General features: G+C 62.6%; 18 protein-coding genes. 2 read left to right on the top strand and 16 right to left on the bottom strand.

The features are described 5' to 3' along the window. Positions 1-3: 3 nt before the first annotated feature. The 9 genes from G7047_RS04270 to G7047_RS04310 form a co-directional block, all read right to left on the bottom strand. A complete protein-coding gene (locus G7047_RS04270) occupies positions 4-1,056 on the bottom strand; it encodes a tripartite tricarboxylate transporter substrate binding protein (protein ID WP_166301191.1) in 1,053 nt (350 codons plus the stop codon). 38 nt (positions 1,057-1,094) lie between these two features. Beyond that, positions 1,095-2,918 carry an acyclic terpene utilization AtuA family protein gene (locus G7047_RS04275; protein WP_166301194.1) on the bottom strand — a complete coding sequence of 608 codons (1,824 nt, stop codon included), beginning with the start codon at positions 2,916-2,918 and terminating at the stop codon, positions 1,095-1,097. Continuing rightward, positions 2,915-4,978: a biotin carboxylase N-terminal domain-containing protein gene (locus G7047_RS04280; RefSeq protein ID WP_166301197.1), complete on the bottom strand. Its 2,064-nt coding sequence runs from the start codon at positions 4,976-4,978 to the stop codon at positions 2,915-2,917. The genes G7047_RS04275 and G7047_RS04280 overlap by 4 nt, the downstream gene beginning before the upstream one ends. A 46-nt stretch (positions 4,979-5,024) precedes the next feature. Continuing rightward, the gene (locus tag G7047_RS04285) at positions 5,025-6,194 is read right to left on the bottom strand and encodes an acyl-CoA dehydrogenase family protein (RefSeq protein ID WP_205904824.1); all 1,170 of its coding nucleotides are present in this window, start codon (positions 6,192-6,194) and stop codon (positions 5,025-5,027) included. Between the two features lie 96 nt (positions 6,195-6,290). Continuing rightward, entirely contained in the window at positions 6,291-7,901 is a 1,611-nt protein-coding gene (locus G7047_RS04290) for an acyl-CoA carboxylase subunit beta (protein ID WP_166311877.1), read from the bottom strand. A gap of 439 nt (positions 7,902-8,340) precedes the next feature. Next, positions 8,341-9,237, bottom strand: a complete 897-nt coding sequence (locus G7047_RS04295; RefSeq protein WP_166301203.1) for an META and DUF4377 domain-containing protein — start codon at positions 9,235-9,237, stop codon at positions 8,341-8,343. A gap of 196 nt (positions 9,238-9,433) precedes the next feature. Beyond that, positions 9,434-10,330 (bottom strand): M23 family metallopeptidase, encoded by an 897-nt coding sequence (locus G7047_RS04300; protein WP_166301206.1) that lies wholly within the window; start codon positions 10,328-10,330, stop codon positions 9,434-9,436. 115 nt (positions 10,331-10,445) lie between these two features. Continuing rightward, positions 10,446-12,332 carry a DUF3300 domain-containing protein gene (locus G7047_RS04305; RefSeq protein ID WP_166301209.1) on the bottom strand — a complete coding sequence of 629 codons (1,887 nt, stop codon included), beginning with the start codon at positions 12,330-12,332 and terminating at the stop codon, positions 10,446-10,448. A gap of 359 nt (positions 12,333-12,691) precedes the next feature. Further along, a complete protein-coding gene (locus G7047_RS04310) occupies positions 12,692-14,509 on the bottom strand; it encodes a glutamine--tRNA ligase/YqeY domain fusion protein (protein ID WP_166301212.1) in 1,818 nt (605 codons plus the stop codon). Between the two features lie 117 nt (positions 14,510-14,626). On the opposite strand from G7047_RS04310, the gene rlmD reads away from it, so the two are divergent. After that, positions 14,627-16,096 carry a 23S rRNA (uracil(1939)-C(5))-methyltransferase RlmD gene (gene rlmD, locus G7047_RS04315; protein WP_166301215.1) on the top strand — a complete coding sequence of 490 codons (1,470 nt, stop codon included), beginning with the start codon at positions 14,627-14,629 and terminating at the stop codon, positions 16,094-16,096. A 426-nt stretch (positions 16,097-16,522) separates the two neighbouring features. Here the strand turns inward: rlmD and G7047_RS04320 are convergent, their stop codons facing one another. After that, complete coding sequence (locus G7047_RS04320; RefSeq protein WP_166301218.1) at positions 16,523-17,215, bottom strand: Bax inhibitor-1/YccA family protein; 693 nt, start codon at positions 17,213-17,215, stop codon at positions 16,523-16,525. A 291-nt stretch (positions 17,216-17,506) separates the two neighbouring features. Here G7047_RS04320 and G7047_RS04325 point away from each other — a divergent pair, with 291 nt between their 5' ends. Then, positions 17,507-17,914, top strand: coding sequence for a heme-binding protein (locus tag G7047_RS04325; RefSeq protein WP_166301221.1), 408 nt, complete (start codon positions 17,507-17,509; stop codon positions 17,912-17,914). A gap of 283 nt (positions 17,915-18,197) precedes the next feature. Here G7047_RS04325 and hemP read toward each other — a convergent pair whose 3' ends face one another. The 6 genes from hemP to G7047_RS04355 form a co-directional block, all read right to left on the bottom strand. Continuing rightward, a complete protein-coding gene (gene hemP / locus G7047_RS04330) occupies positions 18,198-18,434 on the bottom strand; it encodes a hemin uptake protein HemP (protein ID WP_166301224.1) in 237 nt (78 codons plus the stop codon). Positions 18,435-18,673: 239 nt separating this feature from the next. Further along, the gene (locus G7047_RS04335; protein WP_166301227.1) at positions 18,674-19,084 is read right to left on the bottom strand and encodes a biopolymer transporter ExbD; all 411 of its coding nucleotides are present in this window, start codon (positions 19,082-19,084) and stop codon (positions 18,674-18,676) included. A gap of 6 nt (positions 19,085-19,090) precedes the next feature. Beyond that, positions 19,091-19,807: a MotA/TolQ/ExbB proton channel family protein gene (locus tag G7047_RS04340; protein WP_166301230.1), complete on the bottom strand. Its 717-nt coding sequence runs from the start codon at positions 19,805-19,807 to the stop codon at positions 19,091-19,093. A gap of 26 nt (positions 19,808-19,833) precedes the next feature. Further along, entirely contained in the window at positions 19,834-20,568 is a 735-nt protein-coding gene (locus G7047_RS04345; RefSeq protein ID WP_166301233.1) for an energy transducer TonB, read from the bottom strand. Between the two features lie 120 nt (positions 20,569-20,688). Next, complete coding sequence (locus G7047_RS04350) at positions 20,689-20,961, bottom strand: bacterioferritin-associated ferredoxin (RefSeq protein WP_166301236.1); 273 nt, start codon at positions 20,959-20,961, stop codon at positions 20,689-20,691. A 230-nt stretch (positions 20,962-21,191) separates the two neighbouring features. Then, on the bottom strand, positions 21,192-21,488 hold the full coding sequence (locus G7047_RS04355) for an SWIB/MDM2 domain-containing protein (protein WP_166066682.1): 297 nt from the start codon (positions 21,486-21,488) through the stop codon (positions 21,192-21,194). Positions 21,489-22,051 lie beyond the last annotated feature (563 nt).

Raw genomic sequence — 22,051 nt, forward strand, 5'->3', positions numbered from 1 at the left:
GTATCACGGTTGCTGCATGCCAGCGTCGATGATGATCTTGCCCCAGAGCCGGGTGTCGCGTTCCTGCAGCATGGTCAGATAGTCGGGCGCGACCGGTGTCGGCACGAGGCCCTTGGACATCAGGAACTCCTTGCCTGCGGGGGCCGACAGCGCCTCGCCAATCCATTGCGAGAGCGCTGCCGAAACGGCGGGCGGCGTCGCTGTCCTGGCGCTCCAGATGGCGATCCACGAGCTCACGTCGAAGCCTGCAAAGCCAAGCTCGGCGACCGTGGGCACATCGGACAGGCTGGGCACTCGTTCCGAGCCGGAGAGCGCGAGCGCGCGCACATTGCCCGCCTTGATCTGCGGAAGCGCGGTGACCATGTCGCAGAAATAGAAGTCGAACTGCCCGCCGATCAGGTCGGTCATGGCCTGCGCGCTGCTCTTGTAGGGCACGTTGACCGCGTTGATCTTCGTGAGCTGCTTGAAGCGCTCGCCCGCGATGCGGCCGCCGACGTTGGCGCTCGCGAACGACAGCGGCTTGTCCTCCTTCTTGGCCCACGCGAGGAACTCGGCCGCGCTGGTCTGGGTGATGCGCTTGGGGTTCACGATCATCGCGTAGGGCGTCGATGCCATGTTGGCGAGCGGCGTGAAATCCGTCATCGGGTGGTAGCCGAGCTTCTTGTAGATGGTGGCGTTGGCCGCATGCGTGGACGAGCCCGATACCAGCAGGTTGTAGGCATCGGCGGGCGCGCGGGCCACGAACTCGGCGGCGATGTTGCCGTCCGCACCGGGCTTGTTTTCCACCACCACGGCCTTGCCGCCGCGCTGGGCAATGGCATCGCCAACGTAACGCGCGATGGCATCCGACGCACCGCCCGCGCCATAGGCCACGGTGATGCGCACGGTCTTGTCGAGCTTGCTCACCGGAGCCGCAGCGTCGCTGGTGAGGGCAGCGAATGATTGCGGCAACAGCAGCGACGCAAGGCCGGTGCCGGCCGCGCATTGCAGCCAGTCGCGGCGCGACCAGCGGGTGGCCTCGTCGGGGCTCTGGCTGGCGTTGTGGGGCAGCTTCATGACCAGTCTCCTTTGGGTGAAGAAATGCACGTTGAGAATCAGTGGCTCGCGTCGGGCAGCAGCGTCTCGGGGCAGTCGATTTCCATGTCGAGCAGCATCTGCGCGTAGCACTTGCCAAGCGGGTCGGAGCGCAGGCTGCACGAGCCGCCGCCGCCGAGTGCCTGGCGCAGCACGAAGTTCACCGCGCCGATGCCGGGCAGGTCGTAGCGCGTGACCGGTCCCACGATCAGATGCGCGAAATAGTCCTGCACGCGCTCTGCCGTCACCTGTTCGCGCAGCAGCGCGAGCCACTGCGGCGCGCGCGCCATCAGGCCGATGTTGGCGTCGTCGCCCTTGTCGCCGCTGCGGCCATGGGCGATGTCGCCGACGGTGATGCGCTGCGATGGCGATGCGGATGTCGTCGTTGGCTTCGCATCTTCTATCTGCTTGCGCTGCGCTGATGAAGTCGGCTGTGCGGCATGCGCGGTGACGCTGTGCACAGTGGTATCGCCGCTGATGTTCCATTGCACCGCCACCGCCTGCTTGGGAATGAGGAACGAGGTGGTGCGAATCACGCTTTGCACATCCGAGCGCCCGCCGAAATGGCTGCGCGTGCCCGGACCCATGGAGGTGCCGGCAGACGAAGCCTCCTTCTGCAGAAAGGCGAGGGCGCGCTTGTCATCATGCCGTGCGGCGATGCGAAGCACGATCTCGCGGCTCTCGCTTACGCGCCGGTGCGGGCCGTACATGGACTCTGCGCCCAGCAGCTCTATGAGTGTTTCACCGTAGTCCGCAAAGCCTGAGTTCAGCATTTGGGTGCGGGTGCGGGCGAGCAGTGCATCGGCCGTGCGCCGCGCCTTGGCGATGGCGCGTTGGCCGCGAATCGCCATCATGATCGTGATGTGCGAGCCCTGCAGATAGGTGGCGGTGACCTTGTATTGATTGCTGGGCGCGGTGCCGCGCGCGCCGCTCACGCGCACCCGGCCGCCGCTGGTCTCCTGGCCCGGCATGTCGTCGATGCGCACGTCGGTGAAGTCACAGACCACGTCGGGCAGTTCGTAGTGCGCGGGGTCGCCGATTTCGTAGAGCAGTTGCTCGCCCACGGTCTGCCGCGTGACGAGGCCGCCGTGGCCGCTTGGCTGGAACAGCTCGAACGCGCCGTCTGCTTGCAATTGCACCAACGGGTAGCCGATATCGGCCCAGTCGGGCACCTGTTCCCAGTCGGTGAACAGGCCGCCCGAACCCTGCGCACCGCATTCAATCAGATGGCCCGCGAGGCAGGCCTGCGCGAGCTGGTCGTGCTGCGTTTCGGTCCAGCCGAACTCGTGCATCGCAATGCCCACGAGCGGAGCGCAGTCCACGCAGCGGCCGGTGATCACGATGTCCGCACCCGCAGCCAGCGCGCGGGCGATGGGTGCCGCGCCGAGGTAGGCGTTGGCGGAGAGCAGCTTGGGCAGGGCTGGTGATGCGGCCTCGCCGGGCCATGGCTCGAATTGCGCTTGCTGTTCAAGCACATCGTCGCCGGTGACGATAGCGACCTTGAGCGCAATGCCTTGCTCGGCTGCGATCTTGAGAATCGCGTCGCGACAACCTGCGGGGTTGAGACCGCCCGCATTGCTCACCAGCCGCACGCCGCGCTGCGAGATGGTCTTGAGATTCGGCGCGACGGCGGCGGTGACGAAGTCCACCGCATACCCCAGCTCCGGCGCGCGCAGGCGGGCACGCTGCAGGATGGACATGGTGGTCTCGGCCAGATAGTCGAACACGAGATACTGCAGGCCGGGTTGCTCAAGCAACTGCGGCACGGCGATCTGCGAGTCGCCCCAGAAGCCCGATGCGCCGCCGATCAGAACGGTGCGAGATGCCGACGATGTTGGGTTCATGCTGCGGACTCCTTTTCGCTGGCTGCATCGTGTTCTGCGACCTCAAGAATCAGCTGGCCCGCGTTGAGCTGCATGCCGGTGGCGACGCTGAGCTTTTCCACCCGACCGGCGCAGGGCGCGAGCATGGGCATTTCCATCTTCATCGATTCGAGTACGACCAGCGGATCGTCCTTGGCCACCTGCTGCCCAGCCTCGACGAACACCGCAATCACGCGTGCGCTCATCGGTGCCTTGAGCACGCCACCCTTGCCGTCGGCATCGTCAGTGGCGGAGAAGTCCACCACGCGTTCGAACACATGGCTGTCGGCGCGGTCCTGTATCCAGAGGCGCGCATCGCCGTCGCGACACCAGCGCAGCCTGCGCCAGAGCCCGTCGAGCGCGAAGCTCAGCGTGCCGCTTTTGTCGGTCGCGTTCGTCTCGCTCTGCAGGTTGTTGATGTGCCAAGTGTGCGTGGGCGCATCGGGCGGCGTTCTCTTTTGTTTGGAGGGAGGGTGGCCCTCGCGGCAATGCAGACGGAGCTGGTCCGGCGCATCGCCGCGCGCGACCGTGCATTCATGCAATGTGGTCGCCGTGGGGCTAGTCACATCGCGCATCCAGAGGCTGCGGCCGTCGCGGCGGTCGCCGGCGAGCTCCGGGGCATTGAGCGATCCCACGCCGCCGCCGAGCAGCAGGGCGGCAGTCGCCTGTGCATGCTCGGACGGCGCGTGTGCCCATTCGGTGCTTTGGAGATCCTGCTTGCCGAGAAAGTCGGTCGTGACCTCACCTGCGATGAAGCGTGGATGCGCGAGACAGCGCTGCAGAAACCCGAGATTGGTGCGCACGCCAAGCGCCGTGGTTTCCTCGCAGGCCAGATGCAGTCGACGTGCGCAGGCCTCGCGTGTGTCGGCATGGGCCAGCAGCTTGGCGACCATGGAGTCGTAGAACGGCGTGATGACCGAGCCGCTGTGCAGCGCGGCGTCAGTGCGTATGCCTTCGGGTGCCTGCCACAGGCCCAGGGTCCCGACCTGTGGCAGATAGCCCTGCCAAGGGTCTTCGGCGCAGACGCGCACCTCGATGGCGTGGCCGCGCATCACCACATCGTTTTGATCGAAAGGGAGTGCCTCACCTTGCGCTACACGCAGTTGCTGCTCGACCAGATCGAGGCCGGTCACCAGCTCGGTCACGCCGTGCTCGACCTGCAGGCGGGTGTTCATTTCCATGAAGTAGAAATGCTCCTTGTCGGCGTCGAGCAGAAACTCCAGCGTGCCCACGCCGGTGTAGCCAATCGCGCGGCAGGCGTTGCGCGCTACCTCGCCCATGGCCGCGCGCAGCCCGGCGTTGACGGCGGGCGAGGGTGCCTCTTCGATGAGCTTCTGAAAGCGCCGCTGCGTGGAGCAGTCGCGCTCGCCGAGATGCAGGCAGGTGCCGTGCTCGTCGCAGAGCACCTGCACCTCGATGTGGCGGCCCTGCTCGATGGCGCGCTCGATGATGATCTCGTCCGAGCCAAAGGCGCTCGCCGCTTCGGACTGTGCCTGGCGAAACATCTCGGGCAGCTCGGCCGGGTCGTGCACCACGCGCATGCCGCGCCCGCCGCCGCCTGCAGCGGCCTTGAGAATCACCGGAAAGCCGATCTTTTCGGCTGCTGCGAGAATCTGCGCGACGCTGGTGCAGCCCTGTTCGCCGGGCACCGTGGGCACGCCCGCCGCCTGCATGGTGAGCTTGGCCTGCGCCTTGTTGCCCATGAGCGAGATGACCTTGGCAGTGGGGCCGACGAACACCAGTCCCGCATCCACCACGGCCTGAGCGAAATCTGCGTTCTCTGACAGAAAACCGTAACCCGGATGGATGGCTTGCGCGCCCGAACGCCTGCAGGCATCGATGATGGCCGCCGCATTGCGGTAGCTCTGCTCGGCAGCCGATGCACCAATGTGCACCGCGAGATGGGCGGCCTGCACATGCGGGCTTTGCGCATCGGCATCGGAGTAGACCGCAACGGTGCGTAGCCCCAAGCGCCGCGCGGTGCGGATCACGCGCAGCGCGATCTCCCCGCGGTTGGCGATCAGCAAGGTGTCAAAGCGCATGGTGGCTGGCCTTTCCTTGTGTTTGTCTTCGTGCTTTCGATGGGACTCAGGCCGCGCGCTTGGGCAGGGTGCCCATGTGCTTGCAGATGATGGTCAGCATGATCTCGTCGGCGCCGCCGCCGATCGAGATCAGCCGCAGATCGCGCCAGGCGCGCGAGACCTTGTTCTCCCAGGTGTAGCCCATGCCGCCCCAGTACTGCAGGCAGGAATCGGTGACCTCGCGGCACAGGCGACCGGCCTTGAGCTTGCACATCGATGCGAGTTCGGTCATGTCGCCGCCTGCCATGTGGACCTGTGCGGCGCGGTAGACAGTCGAGCGCAGCATCTCGACGTCAGTCTTGAGTTCGGCGAGGCGGAAATGCACCGCCTGGTTGTCGAGGATGGAGCGACCGAAGGCCTTGCGTTCGCGGGTGTATTCGATGGTGTCGTTGATCACGTTGTTGAGGGCCGTCACGCGCCGTGTTGCGCCGCTCAGGCGCTCTTCCTGGAACTGGCGCATCTGGTAGGTGAAGCCCTTGCCTTCCTCGCCGATGCAGTTGCGCACGGGCACGCGCACGTCGTCGAAGAAGACCTGTGCGGTGTCCGATGCCCACATGCCGACCTTCTTGATCTTGTTCATCGTGATGCCTTTGCGCAGCTTGCCGTTCTCGCGCAGCGGCACGCAGATCAGCGACTTGTTGCGGTGAATGTCGCCTTCGCTGGTGTTGGCGAGCAGGCACATCCAGTCGGCCTGCGTGGCATTGGTGATCCACATCTTGGAGCCGTTGATCACGTAGTCGTCGCCATCGCGGCGTGCGGTGGTCTTGAGCGAGGCGACGTCCGAACCCGCGCCCGATTCCGACACGCCGAGGCAGACCACCAGATCTCCCGCAATCGAGGGCTTGAGGAATTCCTCGCGCAGCGCGTCCGAGCCGAAATGCGTGAGCGCCGGTGTCGCCATGTCGGTTTGCACCGCAATCGCCATGCCTACGCCGCCCGAGCTGATGCCGCCCACGGCCTCGCAGAAGGCGATTTCGTAGGTGTAGTCGAGGCCCATGCCGCCGAACTCCACCGGCTTGTTCACGCCAAGAAAACCGGCCGAGCCGAGTTTCTTGAAGACCTCGTGCGCGGGGAAGATTTCGGCGGCTTCCCACTCATCGACATGTGGCTCGATCTCGCGCTCGATCAGCTTGCGCACGCTGTCCTGCAGGGCAATGTGTTCGGGTGTCATCATGATGGGGTCTCCGTTGTGTGGGATGAAGGGCTCGGTGCGGATCGACGGGGTCGCGGCCGCCCGGTGAATCGGAAATGTTCAGAAGGCTGTGCGGGCGCGTCAGAAACGCGCGACGCCGAACTGCACCGGATGCAATTCCCGCTCGCGCGCATCGGCTGCGGTGGCGAGCGCCATGGCCAGCCAGGCGCGGGTTTCGCGGGGGTCGATCACGCCGTCGTCGAGCAGCAGGCTGCTGGTGTGGATGGCGCCGGATTGCGATTCGAAGGTGCGCACGATGGCGGCGCTTTCCTCGTCGGCTTGCGCTTCGTCGAGCGCCTTGCCGCTGCGACGAGCGGATGCTTCGGCCACGAGCCGCATGGTCATTGCGGCCTGCTCGCCGCCCATGACGGCGGTCTTCGAATTGGGCCAGGAGAGCAGTAGATCGGGTTTGAATGCGCGGCCGCACATGCCGTAGTTGCCTGCGCCGTAGGAGGCTCCGCACATCACCGTGAAGCGCGGCACGCTGGCGTTGGAGAGCGCCTGGATGAGCTTGGCTCCATGCTTGATGATGCCGGCCTGTTCGTGTGCAGTGCCGACCATGAAACCCGTGATGTTCTGCAGGAACACGAGCGGCCGACCGAGCTGCACGCAGAGCTGGATAAACTGCGCGGCCTTGTTGGCACCGTCGCTGTCGAGCGGGCCGTTGTTGGTGAGAATGCCGATCGCGTGCCCCTCGATGGCCGCGTAGCCGCAGACCGTGGCCGCGCCGAACTGTTCCTTGAACGCGTGGAATGCCGAGCCATCGACCAGCCGCGCAATCACCTCGCGCATGTCCACCGGCGTGCGCCCCTCGACGGGCATGATCTGCAGAAGTTCATGAGCCTCGTGCGCTGGTGGCTCGAACGATGCCGGTGCGGCGTTGCGCCACGCGATCTGCTGCAGAATGCCGCGCACGCGCTGGATGCCATCGAGATCGTTGTCGGCCACATAGTCCGCGAGGCCCGAGGTGGCTGCATGCATGTCCGCGCCGCCGAGTTCCTCGTCGCTGGCTTCCTCACCGGTTGCGGATTTGAGCAACGACGGCCCAGCGAGATAGGCGTGGGCCTGTTCGCGCACCATCACCACATAGTCGGAGAGTCCCGGCAGATAGGCACCGCCCGCCGCCGACGAGCCGTGGATCAGCGACACCACCGGCAGCCCCGCAGCCGACAGGCGCGCCAAGTTGTAGAACATACCGCCGCCGACCATGAAGCGCTCGACCCGGTACTTGCGCAGATTGCCGCCCGCGCTCTCCACCAGTTGCACCAGCGGCAGCTTCTGCGCGAGCGCGATCTCCTGCGCGCGGATGAATTTCTGGCCGGTGAGTGATTGCATCGCCCCGGCGCTGATGCCCGAATCGTTCACCGCGATCATGCAGCGCACGCCGCTGATGTGGCCGATGCCGACGATCAGCGCGCTGCCCGGAACGCTGGTGGCAGGATCGGGATCTTCCAGACTGCAGTAGCCCGCGAGCGACATCAGCTCGAAGAACGGCTGATCCGCATCGAGCAGATGCGCCAACCGCTCGCGCGGCAGCAGCTTGCCCTGTGCATGAAACGCCTTCGCCGCACGCGCCGAGCGCACACGGGTGCGCTCCTCCAGCTCCCGCACCTCGGCAACGCGCGCCAGCATGTGCTCGCGATTGCGTTCGGCACCGTTGATCCTGACACTGCTGCCGTTGCTGCTGTTCATCCCGCCCACCTTCGCATCCATGGGTTGTCTCCCGTTGCTCAGTTCGCTTTGACCGGATTCCGCCGCCAACCGCATGATTCATTAGAAAAATGCGAGGCGGCGAGCGATGAAGGCAATAATGACAGAGACGCCATGCGCCATCCAACAAGAACTTCCCCGAGATTTCATAAGAAGATCTTATGAATGAGGGAGCCCGTACTTGTATTCAGCAGCGGGCTGTGAAACGAGCAGGGTGCTGGAACAATCACCCCAACGCCGAGACGAGGCGTCGCAGACGAAGACAGTACTCCTATACGGCCAGGAGGCGCAACGAAGGATCAAGCCTTGTATCGGCGCCCCCGCACGACCAACCAGTCGCCACCACAGGCGGCGTAAGAAACAAAAAAGCCAGCCCCATAAAAAACAGGAACTGGCCTTCAAAGATCAAAAAAGAAGAAGCTCAACGCATGCGTTCGGATTCAACGATCATGTCCAGAACGTAGGCGTGGGTGGGTGCATCGGCGGGAAGCACGCCATTCTTGGCCAGCGAGTAGCGATTCACGCGCACCACATTGCGAATCCCCGGCTCGAAGTTGTATCCCTCGATGCTGCCTTGCATGATGCGCCAGTCGCCAGTCACGCGTTTGATGCCTTTGTTGTCATAGCTCAGATCGCGTACTCGCAAACACTTGGCGTCGCGCATCAGTGGGTGGTTGCAGTTGACTTTCTCTGGCGCCACTTCGAGAAAGATGCGCTCGCCGGCCGAGCCGAAACGTGTGGCGGGTGTAGGCTGGCCGATCAGCTCCCAGCGCACGCCGTCAGCGAATGTCAGGTATAGGCGGATCGGCTGGTTGTTGCCAGCGGGAACGATCTGGAACTTCTGCGCCAGCGGCAGATGCTGCACGACCTTGCGCTCCTGCAGCATCTGCGCGTTGTCCACGCAGGCGCGCATGGTGGAGACGGGGCGCTGCAGTTCCAGCTTGTCGAGGCTGGTGGTGTAGCCAGCGTTCACCAGATTGCAGAGGTTCTGCACGCTGACCTGGTTGTTCTGAAAGCTCAGCGTTGGAGCGGCCTTGTCGGCGATCAGCCAGTCGTTGAGCATCTTGCCGTCCGGACCCATGACCTGCGAGAGGCTCCAGAAATATTGGGGCAGCAGTTGTGCGGCGTTGGAGTTGGGTTCCATGGGCTTGGGATCCATTGCGACTGGCGCAGCCGGTGTGGGCGTGGCGGCGGCAGGCGCTGCGACGGAGTTATTCTGGGGAATGGTGCAGGCCGAAACGACGGCAGCGACTGCGGCCACGGCGCCCAGACGTGCGAGGCGGGTTATGGGGGCGCTCAGGCGGGTGGATGGGTTCATGAACGAATACTCCCTGTTCGATTGGATATAGAGGACCATAACGGCAATTCGCCCTCGGCTGTGTCAGCCAAGGTTGGATTGCATGATGCCACCACTCGCGGGCTGCGATGCAGCGGCAGTCCGTACCGCATGACAGACCCGGCTTGGGTGGAATGGTTCCATGGGACTCCCGGGTCCCATGTTGCTTGAGGCCGGATCAGTCGATGAACAGCGCGGGATCGACCATGGTGCGGTTGAGCATCACGCCCCAGTGCAGGTGCGGGCCGGTCACGCGGCCGGTTGCGCCCACCTTGCAGAAGGCGTCTCCGGTCTTGAGTTCGTCGCCCAGCTTACAGTCCACCTTGCTCAGGTGGCAGTACATGGTGAGCAGGCCGCCGCCGTGGTCCAGCCACACGGTGCCGCCGTTGAAGAAATAGTCGCCCACGTCGATCACCCGGCCCGGCAGTGGCGCGCTCACCGGCGTGCCGGTGGCCGCAGCGATGTCCATGCCACTGTGGGGATTGCGTGGCTGGCCGTTGAAGATACGGCGCAGGCCGAACGAGCTGGAGCGACGCCCCGGCACCGGCACCCGCATGTGCAGATCGGCCGGGCGCGCGAAAGGGTCGCTGAACGTGGCCATGATCTTCTGCTGGTGGTCGCGCTCGCGTTCGTAGCGGGCGTTGTCCTCTGGTGAGAGATCCACCGTCTTGGGCGATACCTTGAGGCGTTGCTCGGTGTATTTCTTGGCCCGCACCTGGTAGTCGACTGCGCGCGTTCCCTTGTCCGTCTGCACATTGACATGCTGCTCGCCCACTGAAGCCGCGAGAGGGATGCCGACGACGGCGGTCCACTCGATCATGTCGCCGAGCACAAGCACCTGCGAGTCGCCGGTCGTCACCTTGGGCCGCTGCGGCGAGGGGCCGAGTGAGAGCCGCACCACGCCACCGGGCACGCGACTGTCGTGGGGCCACAGCGACAGGGCTCCGGCATCGGGCTCAGGGGCGCGGGTTCTGGCGGCGAAGGCGGGCGGCAGGACGGACAGCAGGCAAGCACCTCCGAGCGTCTGCATCCATTGGCGGCGAGGGAGGGTGTCGGGGGGGGATTCTTCGTTCATCGGTGAATGGGATCTCTGCGGGAAATGGCCGCCTCAGTATGCCGGGTTTGAACGCCAGATTGGTGAACTGTGGCCTTGCGGGTGTTTTCAATGGTGGGAAAACGGGACAAAGGGTTCAGCGACCTCTTTCGCGCTCCCTCTCCCGTTCCCTGTCGTTATTGCGGTTGCCATGTGTCTGCGCTTGCGACTGCGCCTGACGTTGCATCGCCTCCATGCGCTGGGCCTGCTGCTGTTGTTGTTGTTGCATCTGTGCTATGCGTTGCTGCTCGGCCTGCATCTGTTGTTGATGTTGTTGCTGTTGGCGCATCTGCTCCTGCTGCTGGATCTGCTGTTGCTGTTGTTGGCGCTGCTGTTGAATTTGCGCCATGCGTTGTTGTTCGGCTTGCAGCTGCTGTTGACGTTGTTGCTCCTGTTGCTGCTGGATTTGCTGTTGCTGGATGTGGCCCATGCGCTGCTGCTCGGCCTGTTGCTGCTGGCGGGCCTGCTCCTGCATGCGTTGGTGCATCAGTTCCTGCTGTTGTTGCTGTTGATGCTGGGCCTGCATCTGCTGTTGGCGCATCTGATCTTCGGCTTGACGGCGGGCCTGCATTTCCTGCTGATGCCGTGCCTGTTCTTCCTGTTGGCGTTGCTGCTGCGCGTGTTGTTGCCACTGCATCTGGCGAGCGTGTTCTTCGGCGCGGCGTTGGGCTTCCTGCTGTTGGTGCTGCTGTTGTTCCTGTGCCCGTTGCTGCTGAAGGTTGCGCTCATGCATGTGGGCGATGTGTGCATCGCCCTGCATGTCATGACGCATGGGGGTGGGCGGGATCGCAGCGCTGGGCGGCATCGGTGGGCGGTCTTGATTCATGGCCATCGCAGCGGCTCCGGCAGCTGCTGCAGCGGCACCGGCGGCCAGTGCAGCGTTGCGGTTGTCGTGCATGTTTTCGGGGGCAGCCGACGGGAGCTGAGCTTCCGGTGGGGGTGGCGGTGGGGTGAACCTTGGTCGGTCTTGTGCGCGGCGGTTCGGGTCCACCACGCTGGGCGAGCGCGAGACGTAGGTCGTGTTGTTGAAGATCACCGCCGGGCGTGCAGCGGGCGGTGGCGGCGGCTCGCCCGGGTGCCAGCCGCGTGCGCTGGTGTCGCGCTGGCCCCAGTGCATGTTCCAACGGTGCCAGCCCCAAGGCCGGTGCTCCACCGTCTGCACAAGCACGACGCCCGATCCGAAGCCGATGAGTCCGGCGACCACCGGAGCGGGCACGGCATAGCGATAGCCGGTGTAGACCGGCATGGGCTCGCCATACATCAGCGCGGGGTCGTAGCGTGGAACGAAAACCATGTCGGGCTGGTTCTCGGATATCTCGATGTACTCGCCGGGCTGCGGAATCACCGGCTCGGGGTAGTCGTTGACCTCCATGTCGGCCGACGGCGTGTAGTTGGCAACGGGCGTTGGCTGCGGGGCTGCGGTCACCTTGAGCTGGTTCGAGCTCTTGAGTGTGCCCGCCTTGTTGGCGCGCTCGCGCATCACCTGGATGGCGTTGAGTACGTCGGTTGGGTGGTTGTAGTAGGCCTTGCCCAGTGCGGTGGTCCAGGGCAGGTTCGAGGCCAGTTGCTCGAGCACATTGGGGAATTCGGTCAGCGCTTTGATAGACGGGTCCCACGGCTTCTCGCTGGCGGCGTTGTTGCGTGTATCGTTTTTGATCAACTGCGGGTTCTGGGCGATCCAGACCTCGGCGGCCGAGACCTGATCGGGGTAGGTCGCACTGGCGAGCACCTGAGCGACCAGTTTGTCCGGATAGAGGGCGATGGGTGCGACCATCTGGTAGAGCACGCTGGCGGCGGGCAGCTGGTAGGCAACGGGCGTGGCCTCGGTGAGCACTTGCGCGGTGCTTGCGGCCGGTTGCACCGGCGCGATGACCGGAGCGGAGGCGGGTGCGTTGGCCTGTGGGCGTTGGCCATTGTCATTGCAGGCAGTGAGGATCAGCCCACCGGCGATGGCAACGGCAATTCCAAGGACGCTCAGCGGCATCTTGCGGCAGCATGGGGCGCACGTTGGCCTGTCGTGTTGGACGGGAGGATTGGAAAGTGCGGACTGCATCAAATGGCGCTCCTTGCCGAGCACGGTTTTGTTCTGTCTGCATCACGGTGGTCGCGGCGCTTTGGCAGTGATCCATGATGGGCCTACCAGAATAACGCTGCTGGCTTATGAATGTTGACCGGGATCTGTAGGTGGATTCCGACGCAAGGCAGATTTTTGGTTTCCGGCCCGTTGTTGTTGCGACCAGATATTGCCAATGTGAACGGCCGGTGAAGTTGATGCACCAATGAAAAATGGCAGGCTGCCTTGCGGTCAGCCTGCCATCGTGAGCCTGGGAGTGCCAGGAGCGCTTACTTGCCCCAGCTGTCCTTGAGCCCGGTGATGCGGTTGAACACCGGCTTGCCTACGGCGTGGTCCTTGCGGTCGGCCACGAAGTAGCCAAAACGCTCGAACTGGAATCGCTCGTCAGGTTGCGCCGAGGCGAGCGAGGGCTCGACATAGGCTGTGACGACCTTGAGGCTGTCCGGATTCATCAGCGCGAGGTAGTCCTTGCCGCCTGCGTCGGGTTGCGCGTCGGTGAACAATCGGTCGTAGAGGCGCACTTCGGCCTCCAGACCATCCTGTACGCCCACCCAAGTGATGGCCGCCTTCACCTTGACGCTGTCCGCGCCCGGCGTGCCGCTCTTGGTGTCGGGCACTACCGTTGCCAGCACTTTGGTGATGTTGCCATCGGCATTCTTCTCGCAGCCGGTGCACTCGATCACATAGCCGCCCTTGAGGCGCACCTTGTTGCCGGGGAACAGGCGCTTGTAGCCCTTGGGCGGCACTTCGGCGAAGTCCTCGCGCTCGATCCACACTTCGCGGCCGAGGGTGAAGTGGCGCTCAGGTGCCACTTCACCTTCCGCAGGGTGCGGCAGGGCGGGCAGGGTGCCGTTTTCCAGATGCTCGGCCGAGCCGAAGACGTCGGCCCAATTGGTGAGCTCAAGCTTGACCGGGTCGAGCACCACCATCGCGCGGTGGGCCTTGTTCTCGAGGTCCTCGCGCAGGCAGCCTTCGAGTGTAGAGTAGTCGATCCAGGCGTAGTCCTTGGTCACCCCGATGCGTTCGCAGAAGTTGCGGATCGATTCGGGCGTGTAGCCACGGCGGCGCAGACCCACGATGGTGGGCATGCGCGGATCGTCCCAGCCGTTCAGCAGGCCGCTGTCCACGAGGTGCTTGAGCTTGCGCTTGCTGGTGACCACGTAGGTCAGGTTCAGGCGCGAGAACTCGTACTGGCGCGGCTGCGGCGCGGCGATCAGGCCGCCTTCGCGCAGGTGATCGAGCAGCCAGTCGTAGAACGGGCGCTGGTCTTCGAACTCGAGCGTGCAGATCGAGTGGGTGATGTGCTCCAGCGCGTCCTCGATGGGGTGCGCGAAGGTGTACATCGGGTAGATGCACCACTTGTTGCCGGTGTTGTGGTGCTCGGCATGGCGCACGCGGTAGATGGCCGGGTCACGCAGGTTGATGTTGGGCGCAGCCATGTCGATCTTGGCGCGCAGCACGGCGGCGCCGTCAGGCAGCTTGTCATCACGCATGTCGCGAAAGCGCGCGAGGTTCTCGGCCACGCTGCGGTCACGGAACGGGCTGTTCACGCCGGGACGGCCGAAGTCGCCACGGTTGGCCTTCATGTCCTCGGCGGACTGCTCGTCCACATAGGCCACGCCTTGCTCGATCAGGTACTCGGCGCAGCGGTACATGAAATCGAAATAGTTGCTCGCGAAGTACAGGTTTTCGTGGCCGTCCGGGTCCTTCCAGTCGAAGCCCAGCCACTTCACCGATTCGATGATGCTGTCGACGTATTCCTGATCTTCCTTTTCGGGATTGGTGTCGTCGAAGCGCAGATGGCAGACGCCGCCGTAGTCCTTGGACAGACCGAAGTTCAGGCAGATCGACTTGGCGTGGCCCACGTGCAAGTAGCCGTTGGGTTCGGGCGGAAAGCGGGTGCGGATCTTGGCCGGATCGACAATGCCCTGCTGGTGGTGGGCCGCGTCGCCTGGATTTCCACCCCAATGGCGCTGGGCATAGGTGCCCTTGTCCAGATCGGACTCGATGATGTTGCGCAGGAAATTCGTCGGCCGCACGGGGGCTTCGGCTGCGTTGCTGTCTTTGTTGGTGTGAGGGTTGCTCATGTTGCAGATTTTACGACTTGGGGTTTGCCCTTGCGCGGCCCCACAAAACCTTCGATATTGCCATCAATATGGGCTGTTGTGACAGGTCGATCACGCGCTCTGAGACAATCGAAGGTTATGAGTGCCCCCAAGAAACATCAAGAAACGATAGAAAATGAAGCCGCCATCCCGGCAGGTCGTACCGATCTGCCGCCGGGCTGGCTCGAAGTCACCTCCATGGATATGGACGCGCAAGGCATTGCGCGCCGGCCTGATGGCAAGGTGGTCTTCATTGACGGCGCGCTGACCGGCGAGATCGTCACCGCCAACGTGCATCGCAAGAAAAACAACTGGGAAGCCGCGAGCCTCACCGAGATTCACCACGAATCCTCGCAACGCGTGCGCCCGGGCTGTCCCAACTTCGGGCTGCACGCCGGGGCTTGCGGTGGCTGCAAGATGCAGCATCTGCATGTGGCCGCGCAGGTGGCGAGCAAGCAGCGCGTGCTTGAGGACAACCTTTGGCATCTCGGCAAGGTCAAGGCCGAGACCATTTATCGCCCCATCGAAGGCCCGGCTTGGGGATATCGCTTCCGTGCCCGAATGTCGGTGCGCTATGTGCCCAAGAAGGACAAGGTGCTGGTCGGCTTTCACGAGCGCAAGAGCCGCTACATCGCCGACATGGAAACCTGCAAGATCCTGCCGCCGCATGTGGACGCGATGCTGCTGCCCATGCGTGAGCTGATCGCTTCGATGCAGGCGCGCGATACCCTCCCGCAGATCGAGCTGGCCTGCGGCGACGAAGTGACCGCGCTGGTGCTGCGCCATCTGAATCCTCTGAGCGACGGGGATCTCGCCAAGCTGCGCGCATTTGCCAAACAGTACGACGTGCAATGGTGGCTCCAGCCCAAGGGCCCGGACACCGTGCATCTGCTCGACGAGGGCGGCCCGCAGCTCGCCTATGCGCTGCCAGACTTCGGCATCCACATGCCGTTCAAGCCCACCGATTTCACGCAGGTGAACCCGCACATCAACCGCGTGCTCGTCACCCGTGCGCTGCGCTTGCTGGACGCGAAGAAAACCGAGCGCGTGATCGACTGGTTCTGCGGTCTGGGCAACTTCACGCTGCCGATCGCCACACAGGCCAAGGAGGTGGTGGGCATTGAGGGCAGCGAGGCGCTGGTCGCCCGCTCGCGTGAGAACCTGGCGAAGAACGAGGCCACGCGCGCAGAGGGTTCAGCGCTCGCGCCGACCAGCTTTGTCGCCCGAAACCTGTTCGAGATGACGCCCGAGATGCTGTTCGCCGACGGCAATGCCGACAAGTGGCTGGTAGATCCCCCGCGCGAAGGCGCATTTGCACTGGCTCAGGCGCTGGCGGACATTCACCAGGCGCGCATCGGTGCTGAGGGTGCGCCTGCCTTGCCCGAGTCGGGCAAGGACTGGCAGCCGCCCAAACGCATCGTTTACGTGAGCTGCAATCCGGCTACTTTGGCGCGGGATGCGGGGTTGCTCGTGACTTTGGGCGGGTATCGCTGTGTGGCGGCCGGGGTGGTGAACATGTTTCCGCATACTGCGCATGTGGAGAGCATGGCGGTGTTTGAGCTGGCCTGATCTTGTTGATCCGGCCTTGGGTCGTGAGCTTTCTCGACCGGTTTGCGTATTCCAGGGGCGGAGGCCGGGAGTTCCGCCCGGCGGCGGAGTCACCTTTTGCTTGCGCGCAAAAGGTGACCCAAAACGCGCTTTGAATACCTGCGGCAAAACTCTCTGCGAGCCTGCGGCTCTCCGCTCAGACAGCTTGCCGCAAAAGTGATCTGAAGAGGTGTTTACGGCACTTCGCTTCGCTCGTGCCGGATGAAAAAAATGGCATCCATTCGGATGCCATTTTTTCGGGCTATCTGGTCTTCAAGACCGCGAGCCTTCGAAGCTTGCAGGGCCTTCGATCACCCACCACAACGGCAAGGCTTCGACAACGACGCATGAGGGGCCGTCTTGCCGCCCCTGCACGATTGACGAACCAAGCCATCATTGAACAAAAGATCAGTCCCGCTCACCACCAAAGATGCCGAGCAATGCGAGCAGGCTTTGGAAAACGTTGTAGATGTCGAGGTACAGAGCCAATGTGGCGCTGATGTAGTTGGTCTCGCCGCCGTCCATGATCTGCTTGAGGTCATACAGCATATAGGCGCTGAAGATCGCGATGGCCGCGACTGAGATGGCCATCATGCCTGCGGTGGAGCCGACGAACACGTTGATGATCGAGCCCACGAACAGCACCAGCACGCCCACGAACAGGAACTTGCCCATGCCCGAGAGGTCGCGCTTGATCACTGTGGCGAGCGAGGCCATCACGAAGAACACGCCTGCGGTGCCCGCAAACGCAGTCATCACGAGTTCGGAGCCGTTCTTGAAGCCGAGCACCATGCCGATCATGCGTGAGAGCATCAGGCCCATGAAGAACGTGAAGCCCAGCAGCACGGGCACGCCAGCAGCGGAGTTCTTGGTCTTTTCGATGGCGTACATGAAGCCGAACGCGCCCACGAGGAACACGACCAGGCCCACACCGCCACGCAGCGAAGCGGTAATTCCGGTGGACACGCCGATCCAGGCACCCAACACCGTGGGAACCATGCTCAACGCAAGCAGCCAGTAGGTGTTGCGCAACACCTTGTTGCGCTCTTCTTGCGAAAGCACCTGGGAGGCGGAGCCCCAGTTGGTGACTTCTGGATTCATTTGTAGTTTTCTCCATTGGAGCCTGCAAGACGCAGACAGGTAAATTCTAGGTGGCGTCTACCATAGCCGAATGCAATACCCACGCATCATCCCGTACTTTTTGGTTTGGATTCTTTTGCCCCTGCGTGGGTATCCCGAATCCGGGGTGCAGGGTATGCTCACTGAGTAAGTCTCTGTTTCACTCACGCGCTCGGGAGCGTCGCCACCTCGCTGGCGTTCGATCCGGGCATTGTTTTCCTCCTGGCCGTTTGCCATTTCGGCATGCAGTCCTACAGATCACCCAAGCAAATCATGAAGACCAGCTCCGTTCTCGAACTCTCCGACCTCAAGAAGATCGCCGCCGCCGCTGAAGCGGAAGCGCTGCAAAACAAGTGGAACGTGACGATCGTGATCGTCGACAACGGCGGTCACCAACTGTGGCTGCAGCGCCTGGATGGCGCGGCTCCCGTATCGGCTCATATTGCCGCCGCCAAGGCCCGCACCGCAGCTCTGGGTTGCCGCGAAAGCCGCGTATATGAAGAGATGATCAACGGCGGCCGTGCCTCGTTCCTCAGCGCTCCAACCATCGAGGGCATGCTCGAAGGCGGCGTGCCGATCATGAAGGATGGCCAGTGCCTTGGCGCCGTGGGCGTGAGCGGTGTGAAGTCCACCGAAGACGCGCAGATCGCCAAGGCGGGTATCGCCGCCATCGGTCTGTAAGCCGACTTGCATGGCGTTGGGGCTTCGGCTCTTGCGCCGGCTGATGACGCTCAAAACAAAACCGGCCACGAAGTGATTCGTGGCCGGTTTTTTCATGAAGAAGAGGAGGTCAGTCTACGCAAACTGCGGATCGTGGGGCAAATGCTCTTTTCGGGAAAAAAGCGCCTGGCTAATGGAGCGGACTCGGTGGCTGGCAAATACGACCTTCGGACCGGAGTTAGGTCCTGGAGTCGCCCCACGATGAAACTTCGAAAATTCGGTACGAGTGTGCTGCTGCGGATGCTTACTTGGTGAGAATCAGCTTGCCGAGCTTGGTGGCCTGCAGGCGGTAGAGCACGCCGTTGTGGGCGATGGTCACGACCTTCTGGCCTTGCAGCAGGTTGCGGCTGTCCACCGATGCGCCTTCGGCCACATGGGCAATGCCTTGTGCCGCGCTGCGCGATGCACGCTGACCGCCAAAAGCTGCGTTGACAGAGCCAAGCATGGCGTTGGCTGTGGAAGCGGTGAGTGTGGCGGACATCGGTTGGTTCTCCGTTGTGTTTGCGATGAGTGAATGATAACCGTTCTCATTTATGAGTCAAGCGAAATTCCGCAAATAATTTGAGAAATTTTGTGTCGTTTGTTTTTTAGTCTTGACCATCGATTGATCGATCAATGGGTGGGTTGGTTTCCAGTGGCCGGAAGCGACAACGCCCGGCGCAGGGGCCAGGCGTTGATGATGTCGATGGCACCTTGGGTGGGTGCGATCTGGATGGCGGTTTACTTGGCCGGATCGGTCACGAAACCGATCTTCTTGATGCCTGTGCGCTGCGCGGCCGACATGGCCTGCGCCACACGTTCGTAGCGCACGTTCTTGTCACCGCGGATGTGCAGATCGGGCTGCGGTTCCTTGGCGGCTTCCACCGCCAGACGGGGCTCGAGTTCCTCGTCAGTGATGTCGAGTTCGTTCCAGTGGTACTTGCCGTCTTCGGTGACTGACAGCCGGATGGTCTCCGGCTTGAGCACTTCCTCGGTATTGGAGGCGCGCGGCAGGTCGACTGGAACAGCGTGTTTGATCACCGGCACGGTGATGATGAAGATGATGAGTAGCACCAGCATAACGTCCACGAGTGGCGTCATGTTGATCTCGTTCATCACTTCATCGGACTCATCCTGTGTGCCAAAAGCCATGGCGAATTACCCCTTCTTGATCGGCAACACCTTGCCGGATTCGCCGTGCGAGGAAACACGGGCACCGGTCACGAAGTAGGCGTGCAGATCGTGTGCAAAGCTGTTGAGACCATTCAGGATCGACTTGTTGCCGCGTACCAGAGCGTTGTAGCCCAGCACGGCGGGAATGGCCACGGCCAAGCCCAGGGCGGTCATGATCAGCGCTTCGCCGATGGGACCAGCCACCTTGTCGATGGTTGATTGGCCCGATGTGCCGATGGCGACCAGCGCGTGGTAGATGCCCCAGACGGTGCCGAACAGGCCGATGAATGGTGCAGTCGAGCCGACGGAGGCCAGGATCGCCAGACCCGATTGCAGGCGGGCGGTGAATTCGTCGATACAGTTGCGCAGGCAGCGCGTGACCCAGTCGCTCACGTCCAGCGAGTCATGCAGATGTGCCTGGGTATTGCGGTGGTGGGCAGTGGCTTCGCGGCCTTCGAGGGCCAGGATGCGGAAGGGGTTGCTCGGGTCGCTGCCCAGCTTGGTCATGCCGGCGGCGAAGTCTTCGCTGTGCCAGAAATCGCGCGCCACTTTGGCGTCTTTCTTGAAGCGCCAGATGTCGAGCGCCTTGATGATGATGACGATCCACGATGCCAGCGACATGGCCAGCAAGAGAATTGCGACGAACCGGGTAACGAAGTCACCTTGTATCCAGACATTGGCGATGCCAAATTGGGAATTCATGAGGAACAGCTCCTGCGAAACGAAATTTATTGTTGAAGAACGAAATTGACGGGCACCAGATATTCCATGGCCTCGGCAACGCCATTGCGTTTGCCTGGCACGAATTTCCAGCGCTTGACGGTATCGATGGCGGCGTTGTCCAGACGCTCGAAGCCGCTGGATTTGGCGAGTTCGACGCGTTCGGGCAAGCCTTGCGCACTGATCAGCACGCGCAGCGTCACCTTGCCTTGCTCACCCAGACGTCGGCTGACGGCGGGGAAGGTAGGCGACGGATTGTTTAGATACGCTGCGTTGCTCGACGGCAGCTCAATCTTGGGCGCGGCTGGTGCCACAGGCGCGGCGGGAGCCGGGCTGGGTGCGGCGACCGGAGGTGCTGGCGGCGCAGGCGGTGCCGGAGGCGTAGGCGAAATGACGTCCGGCGAGCCTGTGGGCGCATTGGGCGAAGGTGTCGGGTCCTTGATGGCCGCCGGCAACTGTGCCTTGGGCTTGGGGGGCGTGGGTGCAGGCTTGGGCGGCGTGGGCTTTGGTGGAGGAGGCGTGGGGACCGGCGGTGCGGGGGGCGTGGGCGGTGCAGCGGGTGGAGCCGAGGTGATGAACTCGCTGATCAGCTGCACGGGAGTGATGACTTCCGGCAACGTGTGCTTGCCCATGCCCGCTTGAATGGCCCACAGCGCTGCGATGTGAAGCGCCAGAACGGAACCCGCCACGACCGTATTGCGACCAACCTGTGTTGTGGTGTCTATTTGATCAATCTGGGACATAGAAAAGGCGGCCAACAGGCGCTTTGGAAATCCTCAAGCGCTGTCAGCGGCCGGGTATTCGAGGTGTTCGAGGTGTTGATTATTTGCGCAGAACCCACCAAACCGAGCCTACGACAAGAATCAAACTGCCTGCGAGTGTCGAGATGAATTCCATGCTTTGCTCTCTGTAATGGAGTTGGCAAGCTGGATCGTCTTCGGCGCAGTTTCGTTGTGCAGAGCGGCCACGGGGCCGGACGCGCAACACTGGGACACCACATCACGGGCGCACTGCTCGCAGCGACCGCATTGGGTGGCGACACCCAGTTCGAATTGAATTTCGTCGAAGCTCATGCCTGCGTGCGCATGGCGTGCGATTTCGCGGTCAGAGACTCGGCGGCAAACACAGACGATCATGGTGCAAAGAGGCCTAGCTGGCTTGTTGAATAAACGTACTGGAAGCGATTATAAATGCGAATTTATCGCATTCGCAATATTTATCACCTTCATGTCGTGTAACTATTGCGTAGAACCCGCACGACCCAAGGGCCATCAGCAATGCAGAGGCGAAAAAAAACCGACGGGCCAGTGCCGGTCGGTTTCTTTCGAGACGGCGCCAACCCTGAGGTAAGCGCTCTCTTTTGGGCTTACTTGACGTGCTTGCCGATCAGGCCAGCCATCTCGAACATCGAGACTTGGGGCTTGCCGAAGACTTCCTTGAGCTTGGCGTCGGCGTTGATCATGCGCTTGTTGGCCGCATCTTGCAGGTTGTGGGCCTTGATGTACGTCCACAGCTTGCTGATGATCTCCGTACGGGGCAGCGGAGCCGAGCCGACGACTGCAGCCAGAGCGGGGCTGGGAGTCAAAGGCTTCATGAATGCCGCGTTGGGTGTGCGCTTCTTTGCGGGTGCTGCCTTGTCGGTGGACTTGGATGCAGTTGCCATGTTGGATATCCCTTGTTCGAGAAATAGTGAAAAGACTCACCAGCGAAAAGCTGCTGCTCCACTGGCTGAGGCAGATGCTAATGGGAAAAAAACGGGTTTCCAAGGCGGGGAAACGATTTTTTGCCTTCATTTGTTTCCGCTGGTTTGATAGTCAGATACTTGTTTTGGGATGATCGCTCCTCTGAGACGCTGCGGCATAGGCGGATTGGGCGCTTCCCTCGAGGCCATGAATCACCGAGAGGCGTTCAAGTGAGAGAGGGAATGCACTCAACGTATCACTGGCAGATCGATCTGCAAGCTACTGATTTATAGGTGATTGTGCGTCTCTTGCTCCTTCTGTGCTGGCGAGGACATTCGACGTTCAGCAGGTGCAGTTTCTCTTGGGCGTCACTCTGGAGACTTTGGGAATGAAAGTGGTGATTTCTGCGCTGTCACTCTCAAAGAGGCTTTCGATGGACGGCTGTAATTAACTATTGGTTACAAACCCTGGTGGCGCTCTTGGGCAACAGTTCGGCGTCTCGAGAGAGCGATGGGTGGTTTTCTAGGGTATTCCCCTTGGATGG

The sequence above is a fragment of the Diaphorobacter sp. HDW4A genome, assembly GCF_011305995.1.
In the GTDB taxonomy this organism is placed as follows: domain Bacteria; phylum Pseudomonadota; class Gammaproteobacteria; order Burkholderiales; family Burkholderiaceae_C; genus Diaphorobacter_A.

What these genes read in the sequence shown, in the direction of transcription:
- G7047_RS04270 (WP_166301191.1), bottom strand. Translation starts at nt 1,056, where the DNA reads ATGAAGCTGCCCCACAACGCCAGCCAGAGCCCCGACGAGGCCACCCGC.
- G7047_RS04275 (WP_166301194.1), bottom strand. Translation starts at nt 2,918, where the DNA reads ATGAACCCAACATCGTCGGCATCTCGCACCGTTCTGATCGGCGGCGCA.
- G7047_RS04280 (WP_166301197.1), bottom strand. Translation starts at nt 4,978, where the DNA reads ATGCGCTTTGACACCTTGCTGATCGCCAACCGCGGGGAGATCGCGCTG.
- G7047_RS04290 (WP_166311877.1), bottom strand. Translation starts at nt 7,901, where the DNA reads ATGAACAGCAGCAACGGCAGCAGTGTCAGGATCAACGGTGCCGAACGC.
- G7047_RS04295 (WP_166301203.1), bottom strand. Translation starts at nt 9,237, where the DNA reads ATGAACCCATCCACCCGCCTGAGCGCCCCCATAACCCGCCTCGCACGT.
- G7047_RS04300 (WP_166301206.1), bottom strand. Translation starts at nt 10,330, where the DNA reads ATGAACGAAGAATCCCCCCCCGACACCCTCCCTCGCCGCCAATGGATG.
- G7047_RS04305 (WP_166301209.1), bottom strand. Translation starts at nt 12,332, where the DNA reads ATGCCGCTGAGCGTCCTTGGAATTGCCGTTGCCATCGCCGGTGGGCTG.
- G7047_RS04310 (WP_166301212.1), bottom strand. Translation starts at nt 14,509, where the DNA reads ATGAGCAACCCTCACACCAACAAAGACAGCAACGCAGCCGAAGCCCCC.
- rlmD (WP_166301215.1), top strand. Translation starts at nt 14,627, where the DNA reads ATGAGTGCCCCCAAGAAACATCAAGAAACGATAGAAAATGAAGCCGCC.
- G7047_RS04320 (WP_166301218.1), bottom strand. Translation starts at nt 17,215, where the DNA reads ATGAATCCAGAAGTCACCAACTGGGGCTCCGCCTCCCAGGTGCTTTCG.
- G7047_RS04325 (WP_166301221.1), top strand. Translation starts at nt 17,507, where the DNA reads ATGAAGACCAGCTCCGTTCTCGAACTCTCCGACCTCAAGAAGATCGCC.
- hemP (WP_166301224.1), bottom strand. Translation starts at nt 18,434, where the DNA reads ATGTCCGCCACACTCACCGCTTCCACAGCCAACGCCATGCTTGGCTCT.
- G7047_RS04335 (WP_166301227.1), bottom strand. Translation starts at nt 19,084, where the DNA reads ATGGCTTTTGGCACACAGGATGAGTCCGATGAAGTGATGAACGAGATC.
- G7047_RS04340 (WP_166301230.1), bottom strand. Translation starts at nt 19,807, where the DNA reads ATGAATTCCCAATTTGGCATCGCCAATGTCTGGATACAAGGTGACTTC.
- G7047_RS04345 (WP_166301233.1), bottom strand. Translation starts at nt 20,568, where the DNA reads ATGTCCCAGATTGATCAAATAGACACCACAACACAGGTTGGTCGCAAT.
- G7047_RS04350 (WP_166301236.1), bottom strand. Translation starts at nt 20,961, where the DNA reads ATGATCGTCTGTGTTTGCCGCCGAGTCTCTGACCGCGAAATCGCACGC.
- G7047_RS04355 (WP_166066682.1), bottom strand. Translation starts at nt 21,488, where the DNA reads ATGGCAACTGCATCCAAGTCCACCGACAAGGCAGCACCCGCAAAGAAG.